Source organism: Streptomyces sp. NPDC047880 (assembly GCF_040706515.1).
Classification (GTDB): Bacteria; Actinomycetota; Actinomycetes; order Streptomycetales; family Streptomycetaceae; genus Streptomyces.
Map to the genome: position 1 here is coordinate 1 of NZ_JBEZOK010000022.1, position 21,250 is coordinate 21,250.

17 protein-coding genes and 1 rRNA gene are annotated in these 21,250 nt (G+C 73.0%); 14 read left to right on the plus strand and 4 right to left on the minus strand.

The annotated features are described in order from the left end of the window. Together rrf and AB0937_RS27855 are read left to right on the plus strand one after the other, a co-directional pair. Window positions 1–91: ribosomal RNA gene (gene rrf / locus AB0937_RS27850) — 5S ribosomal RNA — on the plus strand; the annotation flags it as partial. A gap of 124 nt (window positions 92–215) precedes the next feature. Continuing rightward, a complete protein-coding gene (locus tag AB0937_RS27855) occupies window positions 216–2,189 on the plus strand; it encodes a tetratricopeptide repeat protein (protein ID WP_366715234.1) in 1,974 nt (657 codons plus the stop codon). 130 nt (window positions 2,190–2,319) lie between these two features. Here the strand turns inward: AB0937_RS27855 and AB0937_RS27860 are convergent, their stop codons facing one another. Then, on the minus strand, window positions 2,320–3,612 hold the full coding sequence (locus AB0937_RS27860; RefSeq protein ID WP_366715236.1) for a DUF1015 domain-containing protein: 1,293 nt from the start codon (window positions 3,610–3,612) through the stop codon (window positions 2,320–2,322). A 72-nt stretch (window positions 3,613–3,684) separates the two neighbouring features. On the opposite strand from AB0937_RS27860, the gene AB0937_RS27865 reads away from it, so the two are divergent. From AB0937_RS27865 to AB0937_RS27880, 4 genes are all read left to right on the plus strand, one after another. Continuing rightward, window positions 3,685–4,716, plus strand: coding sequence for an HAD hydrolase-like protein (locus AB0937_RS27865; RefSeq protein WP_366715237.1), 1,032 nt, complete (start codon window positions 3,685–3,687; stop codon window positions 4,714–4,716). A gap of 85 nt (window positions 4,717–4,801) precedes the next feature. After that, window positions 4,802–5,845 carry an iron chelate uptake ABC transporter family permease subunit gene (locus AB0937_RS27870; RefSeq protein ID WP_366715239.1) on the plus strand — a complete coding sequence of 348 codons (1,044 nt, stop codon included), beginning with the start codon at window positions 4,802–4,804 and terminating at the stop codon, window positions 5,843–5,845. After that, window positions 5,842–6,879: an iron chelate uptake ABC transporter family permease subunit gene (locus tag AB0937_RS27875; RefSeq protein ID WP_366715241.1), complete on the plus strand. Its 1,038-nt coding sequence runs from the start codon at window positions 5,842–5,844 to the stop codon at window positions 6,877–6,879. The genes AB0937_RS27870 and AB0937_RS27875 overlap by 4 nt, the downstream gene beginning before the upstream one ends. Before the next feature lie 59 nt (window positions 6,880–6,938). Continuing rightward, window positions 6,939–7,769, plus strand: a complete 831-nt coding sequence (locus AB0937_RS27880) for an ABC transporter ATP-binding protein (RefSeq protein ID WP_366715243.1) — start codon at window positions 6,939–6,941, stop codon at window positions 7,767–7,769. Here the strand turns inward: AB0937_RS27880 and AB0937_RS27885 are convergent. Continuing rightward, window positions 7,753–8,100 (minus strand): sterol-binding protein, encoded by a 348-nt coding sequence (locus tag AB0937_RS27885; protein WP_366715245.1) that lies wholly within the window; start codon window positions 8,098–8,100, stop codon window positions 7,753–7,755. The two genes, AB0937_RS27880 and AB0937_RS27885, sit on opposite strands and share 17 nt — an antisense overlap. 42 nt (window positions 8,101–8,142) lie before the next feature. On the opposite strand from AB0937_RS27885, the gene AB0937_RS27890 reads away from it, so the two are divergent. The 5 genes from AB0937_RS27890 to AB0937_RS27910 all read left to right on the plus strand — a co-directional run bounded on the left by AB0937_RS27890 (window position 8,143) and on the right by AB0937_RS27910 (window position 13,480). Beyond that, window positions 8,143–8,418: a hypothetical protein gene (locus tag AB0937_RS27890; RefSeq protein ID WP_366715247.1), complete on the plus strand. Its 276-nt coding sequence runs from the start codon at window positions 8,143–8,145 to the stop codon at window positions 8,416–8,418. Between the two features lie 7 nt (window positions 8,419–8,425). Beyond that, a complete protein-coding gene (locus AB0937_RS27895) occupies window positions 8,426–9,241 on the plus strand; it encodes a TlyA family RNA methyltransferase (RefSeq protein ID WP_366715249.1) in 816 nt (271 codons plus the stop codon). After that, on the plus strand, window positions 9,238–10,143 hold the full coding sequence (locus AB0937_RS27900) for an NAD kinase (protein WP_366715251.1): 906 nt from the start codon (window positions 9,238–9,240) through the stop codon (window positions 10,141–10,143). The genes AB0937_RS27895 and AB0937_RS27900 overlap by 4 nt, the downstream gene beginning before the upstream one ends. A 159-nt stretch (window positions 10,144–10,302) precedes the next feature. Beyond that, window positions 10,303–12,021, plus strand: coding sequence for a DNA repair protein RecN (recN, locus tag AB0937_RS27905; RefSeq protein WP_366715472.1), 1,719 nt, complete (start codon window positions 10,303–10,305; stop codon window positions 12,019–12,021). Between the two features lie 316 nt (window positions 12,022–12,337). Next, entirely contained in the window at window positions 12,338–13,480 is a 1,143-nt protein-coding gene (locus tag AB0937_RS27910) for a glycosyltransferase family 4 protein (protein ID WP_366715253.1), read from the plus strand. Window positions 13,481–13,484: 4 nt separating this feature from the next. Here AB0937_RS27910 and AB0937_RS27915 read toward each other — a convergent pair whose 3' ends face one another. Then, window positions 13,485–15,131: a PucR family transcriptional regulator gene (locus tag AB0937_RS27915; RefSeq protein WP_366715255.1), complete on the minus strand. Its 1,647-nt coding sequence runs from the start codon at window positions 15,129–15,131 to the stop codon at window positions 13,485–13,487. Window positions 15,132–15,256: 125 nt separating this feature from the next. Here AB0937_RS27915 and AB0937_RS27920 point away from each other — a divergent pair, with 125 nt between their 5' ends. Next, the gene (locus tag AB0937_RS27920) at window positions 15,257–16,213 is read left to right on the plus strand and encodes an LLM class F420-dependent oxidoreductase (RefSeq protein WP_366715257.1); all 957 of its coding nucleotides are present in this window, start codon (window positions 15,257–15,259) and stop codon (window positions 16,211–16,213) included. A gap of 204 nt (window positions 16,214–16,417) precedes the next feature. Here AB0937_RS27920 and AB0937_RS27925 read toward each other — a convergent pair whose 3' ends face one another. Further along, on the minus strand, window positions 16,418–18,220 hold the full coding sequence (locus tag AB0937_RS27925; RefSeq protein ID WP_366715474.1) for a glycoside hydrolase family 15 protein: 1,803 nt from the start codon (window positions 18,218–18,220) through the stop codon (window positions 16,418–16,420). A 526-nt stretch (window positions 18,221–18,746) separates the two neighbouring features. Between AB0937_RS27925 and AB0937_RS27930 the strand changes: the two genes are divergently transcribed. Together AB0937_RS27930 and AB0937_RS27935 are read left to right on the plus strand one after the other, a co-directional pair. Beyond that, window positions 18,747–20,405, plus strand: coding sequence for a CTP synthase (locus AB0937_RS27930; RefSeq protein WP_030850972.1), 1,659 nt, complete (start codon window positions 18,747–18,749; stop codon window positions 20,403–20,405). A 94-nt stretch (window positions 20,406–20,499) separates the two neighbouring features. Beyond that, window positions 20,500–21,126, plus strand: a complete 627-nt coding sequence (locus tag AB0937_RS27935; RefSeq protein WP_366715259.1) for an NUDIX hydrolase — start codon at window positions 20,500–20,502, stop codon at window positions 21,124–21,126. Window positions 21,127–21,250 lie beyond the last annotated feature (124 nt).

Genomic DNA, 21,250 nt, shown 5'->3' on the forward strand with positions numbered 1-21,250 from the left:
GCCCGGTTACATTCCGAACCCGGAAGCTAAGCCTTACAGCGCCGATGGTACTGCAGGGGGGACCCTGTGGGAGAGTAGGACGCCGCCGAACAATCTTTGGAAGGACCCTTGGTCCCAGCGTTCAGCTGGGACCAAGGGTCCTTTTTGTTTTTGCACTGCGCGCTGGGCACCCGGCTGCGCGAGAATGACTTGCGGTACCGAAGACAGGAGTCACCATGTCCACCAACTCTCCCGACGACCGACCGGAGCGCGACCAGCGGCGACGGGAGGGGGACCGGAGCGACCGGCACGACCGCGGCGGTCAGCGCGGGGGCCGCGGCGACCGTGGAGGCTTCCGCCGCGACAACGACCGTGGCGGCAACGACCGTGGTGCTTACGGGCGTCGTGAGGGCGACCGCGGCGACCGCGGTGACCGTCCCGACCGCGGTGACCGTGGCGGTTTCCGCCGTGACGACAACCGTGGCGGCGGGTACGGCCGGCGTGACGACCGTGACCGCGGTCCCCGCAGGGACGACCGTGGTGACCGTCCCGCCTTCCGCCGTGACGACCGCGGCGACCGTCCCCCCTTCCGTCGTGACGACCGGGACGACCGTGGCGAGCGCCCGGCCTTCCGTCGTGACGACCGCCGCGACGACAACCGTGGCGGCGGGTACGGCCGGCGTGACGACCGTGACCGCGGTCCCCGTAGGGACGACCGTGGTGACCGGGGCGGTTTCCGCCGTGACGACCGCGGCGACCGTCCCCCCTTCCGCCGAGACGACCGTGGTGACCGTCCCGCCTTCCGCCGCGACGACCGTCGTGACGACCGACGCGATGATCGGCGTGGCGAGCGGAACGATGATCGGCGTGGCGAGCGGAACGATGATCGGCGTGGCGAGCGGCGCGAGGGCGACCGTGGGGGATTCCCCCGTCGCGACGACCGGGACCGTGGCGGCTTCCGCCGCGACGACAACCGCGACCGTGGCTTCCGCAGCGATGACCGCGACCGCGGCGAGCGTGGCGGCTTCCGCGGCCGGGACGACCGCGGTGGCTTCCGGGGCCGCGACGACCGGCGCGACGACCGTCGTGATGAGCGCCGTGGGGACGACCGCGGGGAGCGCGGCGGCTTCCGTCGGGACGAGGGCGGCCGAGGCGGGCGCCCCGGCTTCCGGCGCGAGGACGGCCCCCGCAGTGACTTCCGCCGGGAGGACAACCGCGACAACCGCGACAACCGCGACAGCCGGGGCGACCGCGGCGAGCGCGGTGGCTTCCGCGGGCGCGACGACCGCGGTGGGCGCGGGCCTCGGCGTGACGACCGTGGCGACCGCGGCTTCCGTCGTGACGGCGATCGTCGTGACGGCGACCGGGGTGGTTTCCGCGGCCGGGACGACCGGCGCGGCCCTGGCCGGTTCCGTGAGGAGCGTGACCGCGACAGGGAGCCGATCAAGCGGCTGCCGATCCCCGAGGACGTCACGGGCGACGAGATCGACAAGGACGTACGGCAGGAGCTGCAGAGCCTGCCCAAGACGCTCGCGGACGACGTCGCCAGGAACCTGGTGATGGTGGCGCGGCTTCTCGATGAGGACCCCGAGGGCGCGTACGGCTACTCCAGGGTGGCGCTGCGGCTGGCGTCGCGTGTCGCCGCCGTACGGGAAGCCGCCGGGTTCGCCGCCTACGCCAGTCAGAAGTACGGCGAGGCGCTGGCCGAGTTCCGGGCCGCCAAGCGGATGACCGGGAACATCGACCTGTGGCCTGTCATGGCCGACTGCGAGCGCGGCCTCGGCCGGCCGGAGAAGGCCCTGGACATGGCCGGCGCGCCCGAGGTGCACAAGCTCGACAAGGCCGGTCAGGTCGAGATGCGGCTCGTCGCCGCCGGTGCGCGGCGGGACATGGGGCAGCTGGACGCGGCCATCGTGACGCTGCAGAGCCCGGAGCTGGCTGCGAACTCCGTGCAGCCGTGGACGGCGCGCCTGAGGTACGCCTACGCCGACGCGCTGCTCGCGGCAGGGCGTGAGAGCGAGGCGCGGGAGTGGTTCGCGAAGGCCGTCGAGGCCGACCGCGACGGCAGCACCGACGCCTCGGACCGGCTCGCCGAGCTGGACGGTGTGGAGTTCATGGACGCAATGGTCGAGGACGACGAGGACGAGAACGACGAGGCTCCGTCCTCGCCCAAGGCGGACGAGGACGAGGGCCAGAACCACAAGGACTGACGTCCGCACAGAGCAACAGAAGAACAGCAGGACAGCAGGACCGCGGAACAGAAGAAGGGGCGGGATCCCGGGCCGTGAGGCACTCGGGGTCCCGCCCCTTCCGCGTGTCCGGGCCGGCCCGGAGCTCCCGTCAGAGGTCCAGCGCCCGCAGGACCAGGCCCGTCGCCGGTTTCGGGCCGAACGACGTCGACTTGCGGGGCATCGTCACGCCCTGGCGGGCCAGCTCGCGCACGACCTCCTCGCGGACCGGGTGCATCAGGACGGCCGTTCCGCCGTCCCGTTCCGCCTTCTCGACCGTCGCAGCCGTGTCGTGGATGTAGGCGATGTGGGCCGGGGAGTCCTCGGGGATGCGCCAGACGTGGTCGAGGAGCGTGGCGTGCAGGACCGTCGCGTCCAGGGTGCGCCAGGCCGTGGGGCGGTCGGCGGGCACCGTACGGGCCAGCAGATCCGGGTCCGGGCGGTCGACGAGGTGGAACGCGCCGTCGCCCGCCAGCAGGAAGGCGTTGCCGGCGCAGGCCGCGTCGGCCAGTGTCTGCAAGGCCTCGGACAGCGGGACGTCGAGGCGGCGCACGCGGAAGTGCCCCTCCAGCGCGGCCACGGCGTCGGCGACCGGGAGGTCGTGCAGGAGGCGGTGGATGGCACGGACCCGCAAGGGGTAGCGGGCCGTGTCGACGAGGAGGACCAGGCCGTGGTCCCACGGGCTGGGGGAGGGGTGCTCCGCGCGGAGGCGGCGGTAGGTCGCCCAGCGGTGATGGCCGTCGGCGATCAGGGCCTGGTGCCGGCCGAGATCCCTCTGGATCGTCGCCAGGTCCTCGGAGGCGGTGACCGACCACAGGCGGTGGCGGAAACCGTCCTCCGTGGTGGTGGCCAGGAGCGGCGGCAGGGTCGCGGTGCGCTCGATCAGATCGGCTGTGGCGGTCGTCGCCCCGTCGCCCCGGTAGGTGAGCAGGAGGGGTTCGAGGTTGGCCGAGGTGGCCCGCATGAGGGCCGCGCGGTCGGCGACGACGTGCGGCATGACGTCCTCGTGCGGCAGCACCAGCTGCTCGTCCGGATCCGACACGCGCAGGGCACCGATGATGCCGCGTTGCAGCATGCCGTTGCCGTCCTGCTGCTCGTAGACGTAGAGGCCCGGTTCCGGATCGGTGGTCAGGATGCCCTCGGACAGCCAGCGGCGCAGGGTGTCGGCGGCCCGCTCGTTGCGTGCGCTGGGCGTGGCGGCCTGGGGGAGGATCAGACGGACGATGTTGTACGGATCGGCCGACTCGAGGTGGTGCAGGCCGTCGGGGCGCACCACGACGTCGTACGGGGGAGATGTGACGGCGGCAAGGCTGCCGACCCGGTGGGGGTCGTAACGAAGGCCTCGGAACGGGGTGAGTTCCAGGCCTCGGTGCGTCGTTGCCTCCGAGTGACCTGCTGAGTTCATCCCGGCATCGTACGGCTGTCGGTGGCATGGGGGATGATCGGGGGAAAGCCGTCGAACGAGGAGCGATGCGGGATGAGCCGAAGCGTCAGGACGAGACCCGAGGGCAGTGGGCAGGCCCTGAGCGAGGCGTACGACACGGCGCTGCTCGATCTCGACGGTGTCGTGTACGCGGGCGGGAGCGCGATCGCGCACGCGGTCGAGTCGCTGGCCACGGCCCGGGAGGGCGGGATGCGCCTGGCGTACGTGACGAACAACGCGCTGCGGACGCCCGACGCCGTGGCAGCGCATCTGACCGAGCTGGGGATACCGACGGGCGCGCAGGACGTCATCACCTCGGCGCAGGCCGTCGCGCGGCTGATCAGCGAGCAGGTGCCGCAGGGCGCCAGGGTGCTGGTGATCGGCGGTGAGGGGCTGCGGGTCGCGCTGCGTGAACGGGGGCTGGTGCCCGTGGAGTCGGCGGACGACGACCCGGCGGCGGTGGTGCAGGGGTTCGGTGGCGCCGACCTGCCGTGGGGGCGCTTCGCCGAGGCCTCCTACGCGGTGGCGCGGGGTGTGCCGTGGTTCGCTTCCAACACCGACCTGACGATTCCGAGCGGGCGGGGCATCGCTCCGGGCAATGGGGCGGCGGTGGAGGTCGTCCGGATCGCCACGGGTGCGGAGCCGCAGGTCGCGGGCAAGCCGCTGCCGCCGATGCACCGCGAGACCATCCTGCGGACCGGGGCGCAGCGGCCACTGGTGGTCGGGGACCGGCTGGACACGGACATCGAGGGCGCGTTCAACGGGGAGGTCGACTCGCTGCTCGTCCTGACCGGCGTGACCGACGGCGCGCAGCTGCTGGCCGCGCCGCCGCAGCACCGGCCGACGTATGTGGACGCCGATCTGCGGGGGATGCTCGGGAGCCAGCCGGAGGTCGTCGACGCGGGTGAGGGTGCGTTCCGGTGCGGTGGCTGGACGGCGGCGGCCGGCTCGGACCGGCTTGAGCTCGACGGGGAGGGGGCGGCCCTGGACGGGCTGCGTGCGCTGTGTGCCGTGGCCTGGACGGCGGCCGGTGAAGGTGTGTGCGAGCTGGACGGGGGGAAGGCGCTGGCGCGGCTGGGTATCTGAGCGCCTGTCACTGCCCGGGCGGGGCCCGGGACCGGGGCGGCCATCCGCATCGTGCTCGAATGCGAGGGTAGGCTAACCTAACTGCGTGTTGGTCGAGAGTCCCCCCGAACCGAGCGCGGATACCGCCCCCGCGCCCCCCACCCGACGGGCGGTGCGAGCCTTCGGGCTGCTCCTGTCCGTGGCGATCCTGGTGCTCGTCGCGCTGGCGAGTATCACGATCGGGGCGAAGGAGCTGTCTCTCGGGCAGGTTTGGCACGGCCTGTTCGAGGACTCGGGGACCTACGGCGATGTGGTCGTGGCGGAGCGGCTGTCGCGGACGCTGCTCGGGCTGCTCGCGGGCGCGGCTCTCGGTCTGGCCGGAGCGGTGCTCCAGGCCCTCACCCGCAACCCGCTGGCCGACCCGGGACTGCTCGGCATCAACGCGGGCGCCTCCGCCGCGGTCGTCACGGCCATCACGTACTTCGGGGTCACCTCGCTCACCGGCTACGTCTGGTTCGCGTTCTTCGGCGCGGCCGCGGTCGGGGCGCTGGTCTGGTTCCTCGGCGGCAGCCGGGGCGCCACGCCGGTGCGGCTCGCGCTCGCCGGCACGGCGATCAGCGCCGCCCTGTACGGCTACCTCCAGGCCGTGATGATCATGGACGAGGCGGCGCTCGGCAAGATGCGCTTCTGGACGGTCGGTTCGCTGGCCTCGGCGACCAACTCGACCATCACGCAGGTCCTGCCGTTCCTGCTGACCGGTACGGTCCTGGCGCTGGTCCTGGCCCGGCCGCTGAACGCGATGGCCATGGGCGACGACACCGCCAAGGCGCTCGGCGCCGACCTCAACCGCACGCGGGCGCTGTCCATGCTGGCCGCGACCGTGCTGTGCGGGGCCGCGACCGCCGCCTGCGGGCCGATCGTGTTCGTCGGGCTGATGGTGCCGCATGCGGTGCGCTCGTTCACCGGGCCCGACCTGCGCTGGATCCTGCCGTACGCGGCGATCCTGTCGCCCGTGCTGCTGCTCGGCGCCGACGTCCTCGGCCGGATCGTGGCCCGGCCCTCGGAGCTCCAGGTGGGCATCGTCACCGCGATCCTCGGCGGGCCGGTGTTCATCTTCCTCGTACGACGGCGGAGGACGGCCCAGCTGTGAAGACCACCAACCGTGCCGTGCGGACCGGCGGGCTCTCGATACGCCTGGACGTGCGGGCCGTCACCGTCGTGCTCCTGCTGCTCGTCGCGGCGCTCGTGGCGAGTGTCGTGCTGATCGGCACCGGCGACTTCCCGATCCCGGCCGCCGACGTGCTGCGGACGCTGGTCGGCGAGGGCAACCCGGGCCAGGAGTTCATCGTCAACGAGTTGCGGCTGCCGCGGGTCCTGGTCGGGCTGCTGGTCGGCGCCTCGCTCGGACTCGGCGGCGCGCTGTTCCAGGCCATCTCCCGTAATCCGCTGGGCAGTCCGGACGTGCTCGGCCTCGGGCAGGGGGCGACGGCCGGCGCGCTCGCGGTGATCGTGCTGACCTCCGGCAGTGCGAACCAGGTCGCCGCCGGGGCGCTGGCCGGGGGACTGGTGACCGGGCTCGCCATCTACGTGCTCGCCTGGAAGCGGGGCGTGCACGGCTACCGGCTGGTCCTGGTCGGCATCGGCGTGTCCGCGATCGTCACGGCGGTCAACGGCTATCTGCTGACCAAGTCCGACATCGTGGACGCGGCCCGTGCGGTGGTGTGGATGACCGGGTCCCTCGACGGCCGGGACTGGGACCATGTGTGGCCGCTGCTCGCGCTGACCGCCGTGCTGGTGCCGCTCGTCCTCGTCAACGCGCGCGGGCTGCGGATGATGGAGATGGGCGACGACGTGTCGTACGCCCTCGGGGTGCGGGTCGAGCGGGTACGGCTGCTGCTCATGGTCGCGGCCGTGCTGCTCACCGCGTCCGCCACCGCCGCGGCCGGGCCGGTCAGCTTCGTCGCGCTCACCGCGCCGCAGCTGGCCCGGCGCCTGACCCGCTCGCCCGGGCCCAACCTGCTGGCCTCGCTGTGCATGGGCGCCGCCCTGCTGGTCGTCGCCGACTGGGTCTCGCAGCGGGCGTTCGGCGCGGAGCAGTTGCCCGTGGGCGTGGTGACCGGTGTGCTCGGCGGGGTCTACCTGCTGTGGCTGCTGGTCAGCGAGCGCAGGGCGGGCCGCATATGAGGGCGGGCCAGAGCGCCGAGAGCAGCACCAGCAGCGGACTGAACTACCAAGGGAGCCCCGTGAACCGCCTGTCCGCCGAGAACGTCACCCTCGCCTACGACCAGCGGGTCATCGCCGAGCGGCTGTCGGTGGAGATACCCGACCGGTCGTTCACGGTGATCGTCGGCCCGAACGCCTGCGGCAAGTCGACGCTGCTGCGGGCACTGTCGCGGATGCTCAAGCCGAGCGAGGGCCGGGTGCTGCTCGACGGGAACGTCATCCAGTCGATGCCCGCGAAGAAGGTCGCGCGGACCCTCGGCCTGCTGCCCCAGTCGTCCATCGCGCCCGACGGCATCACCGTCGCCGACCTGGTCGGCCGCGGCCGCTACCCGCACCAGGGCATCCTGCGCCAGTGGTCGGCCGACGACGAGCGGGTCGTCCAGGAATCCATGCGGCAGACCGGCGTCGCCGAGCTCGGCGACCGCTACGTCGACGAGCTCTCCGGCGGCCAGCGCCAACGCGTGTGGATCGCCATGGCCCTCGCCCAGCAGACGCCCCTGCTGCTGCTCGACGAGCCGACGACGTACCTGGACATCCAGCACCAGATCGACGTGCTGGACCTGTGCGCGGAGCTGCACGAGGAGCAGGGCCGCACGCTCGTCGCCGTGCTGCACGACCTCAACCACGCCGCCCGCTACGCCACCCACCTCATCGCCCTGCGCGAGGGCCGGGTCATCGCCGAGGGCGCGCCGAAGGACATCGTCACGGCCGAGCTGGTCGAGGAGGTCTTCGGGCTGCGCTGCCAGGTCATCGACGACCCGGAGACGGGCACCCCGCTGGTCGTGCCGGCGGCCCGCAAGGCCCGGGCCGGGACCGCGGGCGGGAAGGTCGCGGCTACAGAAGCTTCCTGAGCTGGAGCAGGTCCCGCACGCCCGCGTGCAGCCTCACCCGGCCGGAGCCCCAGGCCTTGGCGAAGCTCAGCTCGCCGCCCACCAGGACCACGAGGTCGTCGCCGGTCATGGCGAGTCTGATCTCGGCCCTGCCGGGAGGCGGTCCCGGCACGGTGTCGTGCACCTCGATCCGCCCGCCCTGCATGCGGCCGACGAAGGTGACGTCGAGGTCCGTGATGTGGCAGCTCACCGAGCGGTCCAGGGCCGCGGCGTCGCGGACGTCCCCTTCGGCGCGCTGCATGTTGTCCGAAAGCTTGTCGAGTGCGCTGCGGCACTCCTCGATCGTGGCCATCGCGGTCGACGGTACCGCAGCGGTTCGCGGTAGCGTCGGGGCATGGACGACGCAGTTCCCGAGGCCCCTCCGGCGGCGGAGGAGAAGCCGGCGTACGACCCCGCCGCCCCCGCGCCCCTGAACGTGCCCCGCACGCCCACCGGTGACGCCGGTGTGGACGCCGCCCTGGACCGGCTCGGCGACGCCGACCACCTCGCCACGGACGGGCATGTCGAGGTGTACGAGGATGTACACCGGGGGCTGCGCGACGCGCTCACCGCGCTCGACGCCCGCCCGGGACCTCCGGCGCCCCCGACGCCGCCTGGACCTAGGAGCTGAACCGAACGTGGCAGGAGTCGCACGTCGCCGTCTGGACGCGGAGCTGGTCCGCCGGAAGCTCGCGCGTTCGCGTGAGCACGCCGCGCAGCTGATCGCCGCGGGGCGGGTCTCCGTCGGCAAGACCGTCGCGACCAAACCCGCCACGCAGGTCGAGACCGCGGCCGCGATCGTCGTGGCCCAGGACGACAGCGATCCCGACTACGTCTCGCGCGGCGGTCACAAGCTGGCCGGCGCGCTCGCGGTCTTCGGCCCTCAGGGGCTGGCCGTCGAAGGGCGCAGGGCGCTCGACGCGGGCGCTTCCACCGGCGGTTTCACCGACGTCCTGCTGCGCGCGGGCGCGGCCCACGTCGTCGCCGTGGACGTCGGATACGGACAACTCGCGTGGTCCCTCCAGAAGGATGAACGCGTCACCGTCAAGGACCGTACGAACGTACGCGAGTTGACGCTTGAAGCGATCGATGGGGAGCCAGTGGATCTTGTCGTGGGGGATCTGTCCTTCATCCCGCTCGGGCTGGTCCTGCCCGCCCTGGTGCGGTGCGTGAAGCCGGACGCCGATCTGGTGATGATGGTCAAGCCGCAGTTCGAGGTGGGTAAGGAGCGCCTCGGCAGCGGGGGAGTGGTACGCAGCACCCAGCTGCGCGCCGAAGCGGTCCGGGGGGTGGCCGCGAAAGCCTGGGGGCTGGGGCTCGGGGTGAAGGGCGTGACGGCCAGTCCGCTGCCCGGGCCGTCGGGGAATGTCGAATACTTTCTGTGGCTGCGGTCCGGGGCACCGGAACTGGACCCGGCCGAGGCAGACCGTGCAGTGGCGGAGGGGCCGCGTTGACCGAGAACCGAGCTCGTACTGTTTTCCTGCTCGCCCACACGGGCCGGCCCGCGGCCGTGCGCAGTGCCGAGCTCGTCGTGAAGGGGCTGCTGCGCTCTGGCCTCGGCGTGCGCGTCCTGGAGGCCGAGGCGCGCGACCTGCCGCTGCCGACGGAGGTGGAGCTGGTCAAGGAGGCCACTCCGCAGTGCCTCGACGGGTGCGAGCTGCTGATCGTGCTGGGCGGCGACGGCACGCTGCTGCGCGGCGCCGAGTTCGCGCGGGCCTCGGGCGTGCCGATGCTCGGCGTCAATCTCGGGCGCGTCGGGTTCCTCGCGGAGGCCGAGCGGGACGACCTCGACAAGGTCGTCGACCGGGTGGTGACCAAGGCGTACGAGGTCGAGGAGCGGATGACCGTCGACGTCGTGGTGCACCAGAACGGCGACATCGTGCACACGGACTGGGCGCTGAACGAGGCGGCCGTGCAGAAGGTGTCCGCCGAGCGGATGCTGGAGATCGTCCTGGAGATCGACGGCCGGCCGGTCACGGGCTTCGGCTGCGACGGGATCGTGTGCGCCACGCCCACGGGGTCGACGGCGTACGCCTTCTCGGCGGGCGGGCCGGTGGTGTGGCCGGAGGTCGAGGCGCTGCTGATGGTGCCGATCTCCGCGCACGCGTTGTTCGCCAAGCCGCTCGTGACATCGCCGGATTCCGTGTTGGCTGTGGAGGTTCTGCCCCACATTCCGCCCGGGGTGCTGTGGTGTGACGGGCGGCGGACGGTGGAGTTGCCGGCGGGGGCGCGGGTGGAGGTGCGGCGGGGGGCCGTGCCGGTGCGGCTGGCGCGGCTGCATCACGCGTCCTTCACGGACCGGCTGGTGGCCAAGTTCGCGCTGCCCGTCTCCGGGTGGCGGGGCGCCCCTCATTAAGGGTGGGTGCTCGTCGTCGGCGGATGCGGGCGCTCTGTGGCTTGTCGCGCGGTTCGCCGCGCTCCCAAGGGGGCCGATCACCACTCTCGTGGGTGACAGGGGCGGGCCAGTCGCACTAGCAGGCCCGGACCTCGTAAGGTCGTGTCCGTGTTGGAGGAGATGCGGATACGGTCGCTGGGCGTGATCGACGACGCTGTCGTCGAGCTGTCGCCCGGGTTCACCGCGGTCACCGGTGAGACGGGTGCGGGCAAGACCATGGTGGTCACCAGCCTGGGGTTGCTGCTGGGCGGGCGGGCCGACCCGGCGCTCGTGCGGATCGGCGCCGGCAAGGCCGTCGTGGAGGGGCGCATCACCGTCCCCCGGGACGCCTCGGTCGCCGTACGCGCCGAGGAGGCCGGGGCCGAGCTCGACGACGGGGCCCTGCTGATCAGCCGTACCGTCTCCGCCGAGGGGCGCTCGCGGGCGCACCTGGGCGGACGCAGCGTGCCCGTGGGCGTCCTGGCCGAGCTCGCAGACGAACTGGTGGCCGTGCACGGTCAGACCGACCAGCAGGGGCTGCTCAAACTGTCCCGGCAGCGGCAGGCGCTCGACCGGTACGCGGGCGACGCGGTCGCCGGGCCGCTGGCCAAGTACGGCGAGGCGTACAAGAGGCTGCGGGCCGTGGCCGCCGAACTCGACGAGATCACCACCCGGGCGCGGGAACGGGCCCAGGAGGCCGACCTGCTGCGCTTCGGGCTCGACGAGATCGCCGCCGTCGAACCCCGCGCCGGCGAGGACGTGGAGCTGGCGGAGGAGGCCGAGCGGCTCGGGCACGCCGAGGCGCTGGCATCGGCCGCGGCGGCCGCTCACGCCGCGCTCGCGGGCAATCCCGAGGACCCGGAGGGCGTCGACGCCGGGACGCTCGTCGCGGGCGCCCAGCGGGCTCTGGACGCCGTACGGTCGCACGATTCGGCGCTGGCCGCGCTCGCCGACCGCGTCGGGGAGATCGGGATCCTGCTGCGGGACGCGGCGGGCGACCTGGCCGGGTACGCCGACGATCTGGACGCCGATCCGCTGCGGCTCGCGGCCGTCGAGGAGCGGCGGGCCGCGCTCACCGGGCTGACGCGCAAGTACGGCGAGGACATCGCCTCCGTGCTGGCCTGGGCCGAGCAGAGCGCCGCGCGGCTCACCGAACTCGAGGGCGACGACGAGCGGATCGGGGAGCTGACGGCCGAGCGGGACGCCCTGCGGTCCGAACTGGGCGGGCTGGCGCAGGCCTTGACGGACGCCCGCACGGAGGCCGCCGAGCGGTTCGCCGCCGCCGTGACCGCCGAGCTGGCCTCGCTCGCCATGCCGCACGCGCGCGTGTCCTTCGACATCCGGCAGACCGAGGACCCCGACGGCGTCGAGGTGGGCGGCCGTACGGTCGCCTACGGTCCCGCGGGCGCCGACGAGGTCGAGCTGCTGCTGGCCCCGCACCCGGGCGCACCGCCCCGGCCGATCGCGAAGGGCGCGTCCGGCGGTGAGCTGTCGCGGGTGATGCTGGCCGTGGAGGTCGTGTTCGCGGGGACGGACCCCGTGCCGACGTACCTGTTCGACGAGGTCGACGCGGGTGTGGGCGGCAAGGCGGCGGTCGAGATCGGCCGTCGGCTGGCCCGCCTGGCGAAGACCGCGCAGGTCGTGGTCGTGACCCACCTGCCGCAGGTCGCCGCCTTCGCCGACCGCCAGCTGCTGGTCGAGAAGACCAACGACGGGTCCGTGACCCGCTCCGGAGTCAAGGTCCTCGAGGGCGAGGACCGGGTCCGGGAGCTGTCGCGCATGCTCGCTGGCCAGGAGGACTCCGAGACGGCCCGCGCACACGCGGAGGAACTGCTGGCGGCGGCCCGGGCGGACGGCTAGCGCGTCCGGAAGGGCGGGTGTCCTCGGGGCACTCGCCCGGCGGGCAGGGCCGCGCATTATGGCGGAGGCCACTGACAGCGGCGGGGCCGGTGGCCGGAAACGACGGTTCGGGTGAAGCGGGCATCGGATGTGCGATTACTCCGCCGCGATGTCTTTGTCACTCGTGTGGGTGACCTGCTTCTGTCGGCCCCCCGTGCGCCCGGCGCTGCCGCCCTCCCGGTGTTCCCGGAACCCCCCTGCGTCCTGGCATCCTTGGCGGAGTACGCGTGCGAAAACCGCGTCGTGACCGCCCGACCCGAACCAGGAGCCCGGCCAGGTGACCCCCGTGAGCAGCCACTCACCGCATGGCCAGCCGCCGCTGCGCACCGTGCAGGTGCTCGGCGGAGGCAATGCCGCCAGCAGCGCGCATGTGCGCTCGCTGGCCGCGGGGCTCGTCGCGCGGGGCGTGAAAGTCACGGTGTGCGCCCCCTACGAGGCCGACCGCGCCTATGACTTCAGCGGCGTCGGCGCCGACCACGTGCACGTGCCGCGCAGCAGCGACCCGGTGTCGGTGGCGGCGCTGCGCGCGGCCTGCGCCCACGCCGATCTGGTGCACGCGCACGGACTGCACGCCTCCTTCCGCACCGTGCTCGCCCTCAGCGGCCGGCGCGTGGGCACTCCGCTGGTCGTGACCTGGCACGACCGGGCACACGCCGACGGGGCCCGTGCCCACATGCTGCGGGCGCTGGAGCGCCGGGTCGTGAAGGCGGCCACCGTGGTGCTCGGGACGTCCTCGCCACTCGTGGACCGCGCCCGGCTCACCGGCGCGCGGGACGCCCGGCTCGCCGCCGTCGCGCTGCCCGGTCCCAAGAGGCCCCTCGAACCCGACGACCCCGACCGGCTCCGGCCCAAGGTGCGCGCCGAACTCGGCGCCATCGGAAGGCCGTTGCTGATGGCCGTCGGCTCCCTGGAACGGCACCGTGGGTACGACGTCCTGCTGGACGCCGCGCGCGCCTGGCGCCGGCTCGATCCCGTGCCCCTGGTCGTGATCGCCGGGGAGGGGCGGCTGCGCGGTGAACTCCAGGGCCGCATCGAGGAGGAGGGCCTGCCGGTCCGGCTCATCGGGCGACGCGACGACGTCACCGACCTGCTCGCCGCCGCCGACCTGGCCCTGTTGCCGAGCCGTTGGGAGGCCCGCTCCGTCCTAGCCCAGGAGGCCCTCCACGCGCGTGTGCCGCTCGTCGCGACCGACGTCGGCGGCATCCCCGAACTCGTCGGCGACGCGGCCGAACTCGTCCCGTACGGCGACGCGAAGGCCCTCGCCGACGCCGTCGTACGGCTGCTCGGCGACCGGGCGCGCCGGGACCTGCTGACGGCCAGGGGCACCAGGCAGGCCGCCACCTGGCCGACCGAGGACGAGACGGTCGCCCAAGTGCTCAGCGTGTACGACGAGTTGACCCAGCCCCGCCCCCTCTCCTAGGGCACTACGGGACGTGCCTGCGGGCCCGCAGGGCCAGGCTCAGGGCCAGGACCGTCTGCGGGTCGTCGAGGTCCGTGCCCAGCAACTCCCCGATGCGCGCCAGGCGGTTGTACAGGGTCTGCCGGTTCAGGTGCAGCTCCCGGGCCGTCTCCGCCTTGCGCCCCGCATGGGCGAGGTAGGTCGTCAACGTGGGCAGCAGCGGCGGCCGGGAACGCCGGTCGTGCTCGAGCAGCGGGCCGACGGCCCGCTCCACGAAGGCCGCCAGGTCGGGGTGGTCGCGCAGCCGCCACAGCAGCAGGTCGATGTCGAGACGACGGGCGTCGTACCAGGGCCGGTCCTCGAGGCCCTGGGCCGCCGTGGCCGTCTCGGCCGCGTGCCGCAGGCCCGAGGCGGCCGCCTGCCAGCCACCGGCCATCCCCACGACCACCACGGGCGCCTGCCCGCCCGGCCGCGGCATCCCGGCCCGTTCCACACCGGCGCGCAAGGCCGCCGCGACCCGGTCCGCGACCGCCGCCCGCTCCGACTCCGCACGCAGCCCGAGCAGCACCAGCACCCGGCCCTCCACCGGCCGTACGCCGAGCAGGACCGGCACGCCGACCGCCGACAGCTCCTCCGAGATGGCCCGGGCCGGCACGCCCCAGCCTCCCCCACCCGGGGCCAGTGCTTCCCCGAGCCGCATGACCACCGGCAGCAGCGGCCCCTCGCCCGGCCGGAAACCCAGCACCCGGGCCTGCGCCGGGGCGTCCTCGGGCGTGATGCGGCCCTCGGCCAGATCGGTGAGGAAGTCGCCCCGCCCGCGCGCCGCCAGCTCCTCCTCCTGGCGGGCCTGCATCAGCACCACGGCCAGGATGCCCGCGGCCCGCTCGGCCGCCATCCGGTGCACCGGCGCCATGGACGTGCGCACCGGCAGCAGGACCAGACGCGCCCGGACGCCCCCGCTGCCGGGCCCGCCGCCCGGCACGTCCACCAGGACCGACCCCGCGAGCGGCGGCTCGTCCTTGTGCTGGCCGCGCAGCCCCTCCCACACCTGGAGCGGGTCCGCGCCCTCGGGACCGGCCCCGGCGGCATACAGCAACTGACCGTCCGCCGTCTCCAGGAACACGGGATTGGCGGCGAAGTCGGCCAGGATGCCGAGCACCTGGGGCACCCCGCCGCCGCCCAGCACGGCCTGCGTGCACCGCCGGTGCACCTCCTCGGCCCGCTGCAACAGGGCGTAGTGGCCGTTGACGATCTCGGTGTGCACCTCCTCCGTGACCGTGACGAACGCCACCTCGCGGTGCAGCTGGACCAGTGGCAGCCCGGCCGCGCGCGCCGTGTCGACGAGGGCCGCGGGCAGCCGGGTGAAGCGCGGGCCGAGCTCCACGACCAGGGCCGCGATGCCGCGCTCGGCCAGGGTGCGTACGAACGCCCGCTGTTCGGCGGGGCGGGTGCCCAGGCCGTAGCCCGTGGTCAGCAGCAGTTCACCGCCCTTGAGCAGCGAGGCGATGTGCGGCACCTCTCCGGCGTGCACCCAGCGCACGGTCCGCCCCAGCCGCTCGCCGCCCGCCAGCACCTCGGGGAGCCCGCTGCGCAGCCCCGGCAGTTCCAGCGCCCGCCGCACGGTGATCCCGGCGCCCTGGCTGTCGTGTGCGCTGTCCGTCCCGCTGTCCATGTGCCGGACGCTACCCGTGCGGGTGCCTCCCGGACATCTCCGGAGCGGCACCGGGACGATCACCGCCCGGATCCCGCCGTGGATCTCCCGGATTACGGCGTGATCGGCCGGGTACGGGCGCCGTCATGGACATGAGCGTGGTTGCGGTGGGGCGGGAGGACGACAGTCCGGTCGAGGAGCCGTTGCGCGTCGCGGTGCTCGCCGACCGGCTCGGGTACCGGGAGGTGTGGGCGGGCGAGGGACCCACGTGGGACTCGTTCGTCCTGGCGACGGCGATCGGTGCGGCCACCGGGCAGGCCGCGCTGACCGCCGGGCCGGTACCGGTGTCGGTGCGCGACCCGCTGACCATCGTCCGGGGCGCCGCCTCCACGGCGGCCGTGACCGGCCGGCCCGTCGGCGTGGCCCTGGGCACCTCCAGCAAACGCGTCGCCGAGGGCGTGCACGGCCGGCCGCGCACCCGGCCCGCCGCCGCCCTCGAGGAGTCGGCGGCGGCCGTGCGGGCGCTGATGCACAGCGTGCCCGGCGAGCCGGTCGTCCCCGGCAGCGGCTTCACGCGCCGGCTCCCGCCGCCCGGCGGCACGGTCACGGTCGCGGCGTTCGGGGAGCGTGCGGTCGCCGCGGCCGTCGCGCACGCCGACCGGATGCTGCTCGACATCGTCTCGCCCGAGCAGGTCCGCATGCTGCGGGCCCGGATGCTCGCCGCGGCCGAGAAGGCGGGCCGTACGCCGCCCCGGCTGGCCGCCTGGCTGCCCGCCGCCGTGGACCCCGAGCCGGAGTCGCTCACCCAGGTCCTGCGCAGCGTCGTCGGCTACCTCGCCGTGCCGGGCTACAGCGACATGTTCGTCGACGCGGGGTTCGCCGAGGTCGTCGAGCTGGCCGCCAAGGGCGCCGACCCGGACACCCTGCTGCGCGCCCTGCCGCCCGAGGCCGCGGGCACCGTCGCCCTCGTGGGCGACGCCGGCACCGTCCGCGCCCGCATGGCCGCCTACGCCGAGGCCGGACTCGACGAGATAGCCCTCGTCCCGGCCACGGCAGGCGACCCCGCGGGCGAGCGCACGCTCACGGCCCTCAGGCCGGAGTGAGGCCCAGCGGGGGCCGGGCCGACACCACCGCGAGGCCCCCGCGAGGGCCGGGTGAGGCCACGCGGAGACCGTGGTGAGGCCTCGCGAGGGCCGGGCCGACACCCCCCAGCGAAGGCCGGAGTGGAGCACCGCGAAGACCGCGCTGAGGCCCTTGCGGGACGGCACAACTGAGGGCCGTGGTGAGGCCCCCGGGAGTCGCTCCGGTCAGCCGCCGTACGCGCCCGAAGCGGTCAGGCGCAGCGCCGTGTCGATGAGCGGCACGTGGCTGAAGGCCTGCGGGAAGTTGCCCACCTGGCGCTGCAGGCGCGGGTCCCACTCCTCGGCCAGCAGACCGAGGTCGTTGCGCAGGGACAGCAGCTTCTCGAACAGCTTGCGGGCCTCGTCCACGCGGCCGATCATCGCCAGGTCGTCGGCCATCCAGAACGAGCAGGCCAGGAACGCGCCCTCGTCGCCGGGCAGACCGTCGACGTTCTCGTCGCCGCTGGTGGTCGGGTAGCGCAGGATGAAGCCGTCCGACGTGGACAGCTCACGCTGGATCGCCTCGATCGTGCCGATGACCCGCTTGTCGTCCGGCGGCAGGAAGCCCATCTGCGGGATCAGCAGCAGGGAGGCGTCCAGCTCCTTCGAGCCGTACGACTGCGTGAAGGTGTTGCGCTCCTTGTCGTAGCCCCGCTCGCACACGTCCCGGTGGATGTCGTCGCGCAGCTCGCGCCAGCGCTCCAGCGGGCCGTCCGCGTCACCGGACTCGATCAGCTTGATGGTGCGGTCGACCGCGACCCAGGCCATCACCTTGGAGTGCACGAAGTGGCGGCGCGGGCCGCGCACCTCCCAGATGCCCTCGTCCGGCTCCTGCCAGTGGTCCTCCAGGTAGCGGATCAGCTTCAGCTGGAGGAGGGAGGCGTAGTCGTTGCGGGCGAGGCCCGTCATGTGGGCCAGGTGCAGGGCCTCGGTGACCTCGCCGTACACGTCCAGCTGGAGCTGGTGGGCCGCGCCGTTGCCGACCCGGACCGGGGTGGAGTTCTCGTAGCCCGGCAGCCAGTCCAGCTCCGCCTCGCCGAGCTCGCGCTCGCCGGCGATGCCGTACATGATCTGCAGGTTCTCCGGGTCGCCGGCCACCGCGCGCAGCAGCCACTCGCGCCAGGCGCGGGCCTCCTCGCGGTAGCCGGTGCGCAGCAGCGAGGACAGGGTGATGGCCGCGTCGCGCAGCCAGGTGTAGCGGTAGTCCCAGTTGCGGACGCCGCCGACGTCCTCCGGCAGGGAGGTGGTCGGCGCGGCGACGATGCCGCCGGTCGGGGCGTACGTCAGGGCCTTCAGCGTGATCAGCGAGCGGACCACGGCCTCCCGGTAGGGGCCGTGGTACGTACAGTGGTCGACCCACTCGCGCCAGAAGTCCTCCGTCGCCTCCAGGGACTGCTCCGGCTCGGGCAGCGGCGGCGGCTCCTTGTGCGAGGGCTGCCAGGAGATCGTGAACGCGATCCGGTCACCCGGCGCGACCGTGAAGTCCGCGTAGGTCGTCAGGGACTTGCCGTAGGTTTCCGCGGATGTGTCGAACCACACGGAGTCGGGACCCGCGACGGCCACCGTGCGCCCCTCGTGCTTGTGCACCCACGGCACCACCCGTCCGTAGGAGAACCGCATCCTGAGCGCCGAGCGCATCGGCACCCGGCCCGAGACGCCCTCCACGATCCGGATCAGCTGCGGGGCGCCGTCACGCGGCGGCATGAAGTCGGTCACCCGGACCGTGCCCCGCTGGGTGTCCCACTCGGACTCCAGGATGAGCGAGTCGCCCCGGTAGCTGCGCCGCGCCGCAGTGGGGGGCTGCTGGTCGGACGCGTACGCGGGCCCGAGCCGCCAGAAGCCGTGCTCCTCGTTGCCCAGCAGGCCGGCGAAGATGGCGTGCGAGTCGAAGCGGGGCAGGCACAGCCAGTCGACTGTCCCGTCCCGGCAGACCAGGGCAGCGGTCTGCATGTCTCCGATGAGTGCGTAGTCTTCGATGCGCCCGGCCACGTGCAACTCCAGTCGAACGGCCACGTCACCCCACGAGGGGGCTGTCGCTAGTGCGGTCAAGGGGGTTTCAGCAGGTCTTGCAATGCGTCATTGAGCGATGAAGCAAAACAGGTCGCTCAGCCGTGATGCAAAGCGCCAATTCTTGCTCAACGAACTGACGAGCTCACGTTGTTCCGGTGGTTACGGGCGGGGGGTGGTGCCGTTGGGCCGGACGGGCTCGGCAGCGAGTGTCCGAGCAGGATACGACGCACGCAGATGATCCGGGTGCCCGTCCCGGCAAGGTGGGTACGCCGAACGAGTGAGCAACGGGTGAGGGACCGGTGACCGTGATCGCCTCCGTGTCGGGATGTGTGCGGAGCGTGGCCGGAAGCCGTCGCCTCGCAGCGCTGATACGCTGGTAGCCCGTGGACCGGTGGGCCCCTTCCCGACAGGGAACCCCCGAACCGCAGCGACGGCACCCCGGAGCATTCCGGCGGGCAGCCGCACCGCACCCCCAGACCGCGACCACGGGAGCCCCGTCTTGGCCATGCCGCCCGCCGCTTTTCGTAATTCGACGACCAAGCACATCTTCGTCACCGGGGGTGTCGCCTCCTCGCTCGGCAAGGGCCTGACGGCCTCCAGCCTCGGCATGCTGCTCAAGGCCCGCGGTCTGCGCGTCGTGATGCAGAAGCTCGACCCGTACCTCAACGTCGACCCGGGCACGATGAACCCCTTCCAGCACGGTGAGGTGTTCGTCACCAACGACGGCGCCGAGACCGACCTGGACATCGGCCACTACGAGCGCTTCCTCGACCGTGACCTCGACGGCTCCGCCAACGTCACCACGGGTCAGGTGTACAACACCGTGATCGCCAAGGAGCGCCGCGGCGAGTACCTGGGCGACACCGTGCAGGTCATCCCGCACATCACCAACGAGATCAAGCACCGCATCCGCCGCATGGCGACGGACGAGGTCGATGTCGTGATCACCGAGGTCGGCGGCACCGTCGGCGACATCGAGTCGCTGCCGTTCCTGGAGACCGTCCGCCAGGTCCGTCACGAGGTCGGTCGTGACAACGTCTTCGTCGTCCACATCTCGCTCCTGCCGTACATCGGCCCCTCGGGTGAGCTGAAGACGAAGCCCACCCAGCACTCGGTTGCGGCCCTGCGCAACATCGGTATCCAGCCGGACGCCATCGTGCTGCGCTGCGACCGCGAGGTGCCCACCGCGATCAAGCGGAAGATCTCGCTGATGTGCGACGTCGACGAGGCCGCCGTGGTCGCCTGCCCCGACGCCCGTTCGATCTACGACATCCCGAAGACCGTGCACGGCGAGGGCCTGGACGCCTACGTCGTCCGCAAGCTGGACCTGCCGTTCCGTGACGTGGACTGGACGACCTGGGACGACCTGCTCGACCGCGTCCACAACCCCGACCACGAGATCACCCTCGCGCTGGTCGGCAAGTACATCGACCTGCCCGACGCCTACCTGTCGGTCACCGAGGCGCTGCGCGCGGGCGGCTTCGCCAACCGGGCCCGCGTCAAGATCAAGTGGGTCACCTCCGACGACTGCAAGACCCCGGCGGGCGCGGCCCAGCAGCTCGGCGACGTCGACGGCATCTGCATCCCCGGCGGCTTCGGCGACCGCGGTGTGCTCGGCAAGGTCGGCGCGATCAAGTACGCCCGCGAGAACAAGATCCCGCTGCTCGGCCTCTGCCTCGGCCTGCAGTGCATCGTGATCGAGGCCGCGCGCAACCTGGCCGACATCACCGACGCCAACTCCACCGAGTTCGACCCGGCCACCGGCCACCCGGTCATCTCCACCATGGCCGAGCAGCTCGACATCGTCGCCGGTGAGGGTGACATGGGCGGCACCATGCGGCTCGGCATGTACCCGGCGAAGCTGGCCGAGGGCTCGATCGTGCGCGAGGTGTACGACGGCAAGGAGTACGTCGAGGAGCGGCACCGGCACCGCTACGAGGTGAACAACGCCTACCGTGCCGAGCTGGAGAAGAAGGCGGGCATCCTGTTCTCCGGCACCTCGCCGGACGGCAAGCTCGTCGAGTACGTCGAGTACCCGCGCGACGTCCACCCGTACCTGGTCGCCACGCAGGCCCACCCGGAGCTGCGCTCGCGCCCGACGCGTCCGCACCCGCTGTTCGCCGGACTCGTCAAGGCCTCGGTCGAGCGGAAGATTTCGAAGTAACACACCAGTTGTACGGTGGCCGGGGTGCATCCCTTCAAAGGGTGTGCACCCCGGTTTCGTTTCAGCAGGTCGCGCGGCACGTGGAAGGACAGGCATGACGATCAAGGACACCCCGGCGGAGTGGGAGATCCGGGCGACGGAGATCCCCTTCACGGGCAACAAGACCTCCGTGCGCACCGACGAGGTGGTCATGCCCGACGGCACCGTGGTCGGCCGTGATTACCAGGTCCACCCCGGCTCCGTGGCCGTCCTCGCCCTCGACGAGTCCGACCGCGTGCTGGTGCTGCGCCAGTACCGCCACCCCGTGCGCCACAAGCTGTGGGAGATCCCGGCCGGCCTGCTCGACGTCCCCGGCGAGAACCCGCTGCACGCCGCGCAGCGCGAGCTGTACGAGGAGGCGCACGTCAAGGCCGAGGACTGGCGGGTGCTGACCGACGTCTACACCACGCCCGGCGGTTGCGACGAGGCCGTCCGGATCTTCCTCGCGCGGGACCTGTCCGAGGCCGAGGGGGAGCGCTTCGCGGTCGCGGAGGAAGAGGCCGACATGGAACTCGACCGGGTGCCGCTCCAGGAGCTCGTGCGGGGCGTCCTGGCCGGCGAGCTCCACAACAACTGCCTCGTCGTGGGCGTCCTCTCGCTGGTCGCCGCGCGGGCCGGTGACGGGCTGGACGCCCTGCGCCCGGCCCAGGCGCCGTGGCCGGCGCGTCCGTTCGAGGCGTAGCGCTCCGCCGGGAGGGCCGCGACAGGAGGTGCCGCGAAGGTCCTGGGCCGGGTGCGGCGTCGCCGTGGCGGGTCGCGCGGTGGCCCGCCCGCGCCCCTTTCGGGCGCGACCTCCTGCCGTCAGT

Coding starts and splice junctions, on each gene's coding strand:
- AB0937_RS27890 (WP_366715247.1), top strand. CDS start 8,143: ATGGACGACGCAGTTCCCGAGGCCCCTCCGGCGGCGGAGGAGAAGCCG.
- AB0937_RS27860 (WP_366715236.1), bottom strand. CDS start 3,612: ATGAACTCAGCAGGTCACTCGGAGGCAACGACGCACCGAGGCCTGGAA.
- AB0937_RS27930 (WP_030850972.1), top strand. CDS start 18,747: ATGCCGCCCGCCGCTTTTCGTAATTCGACGACCAAGCACATCTTCGTC.
- AB0937_RS27935 (WP_366715259.1), top strand. CDS start 20,500: ATGACGATCAAGGACACCCCGGCGGAGTGGGAGATCCGGGCGACGGAG.
- AB0937_RS27885 (WP_366715245.1), bottom strand. CDS start 8,100: ATGGCCACGATCGAGGAGTGCCGCAGCGCACTCGACAAGCTTTCGGAC.
- recN (WP_366715472.1), top strand. CDS start 10,303: ATGCGGATACGGTCGCTGGGCGTGATCGACGACGCTGTCGTCGAGCTG.
- AB0937_RS27915 (WP_366715255.1), bottom strand. CDS start 15,131: ATGGACAGCGGGACGGACAGCGCACACGACAGCCAGGGCGCCGGGATC.
- AB0937_RS27920 (WP_366715257.1), top strand. CDS start 15,257: ATGGACATGAGCGTGGTTGCGGTGGGGCGGGAGGACGACAGTCCGGTC.
- AB0937_RS27855 (WP_366715234.1), top strand. CDS start 216: ATGTCCACCAACTCTCCCGACGACCGACCGGAGCGCGACCAGCGGCGA.
- AB0937_RS27865 (WP_366715237.1), top strand. CDS start 3,685: ATGAGCCGAAGCGTCAGGACGAGACCCGAGGGCAGTGGGCAGGCCCTG.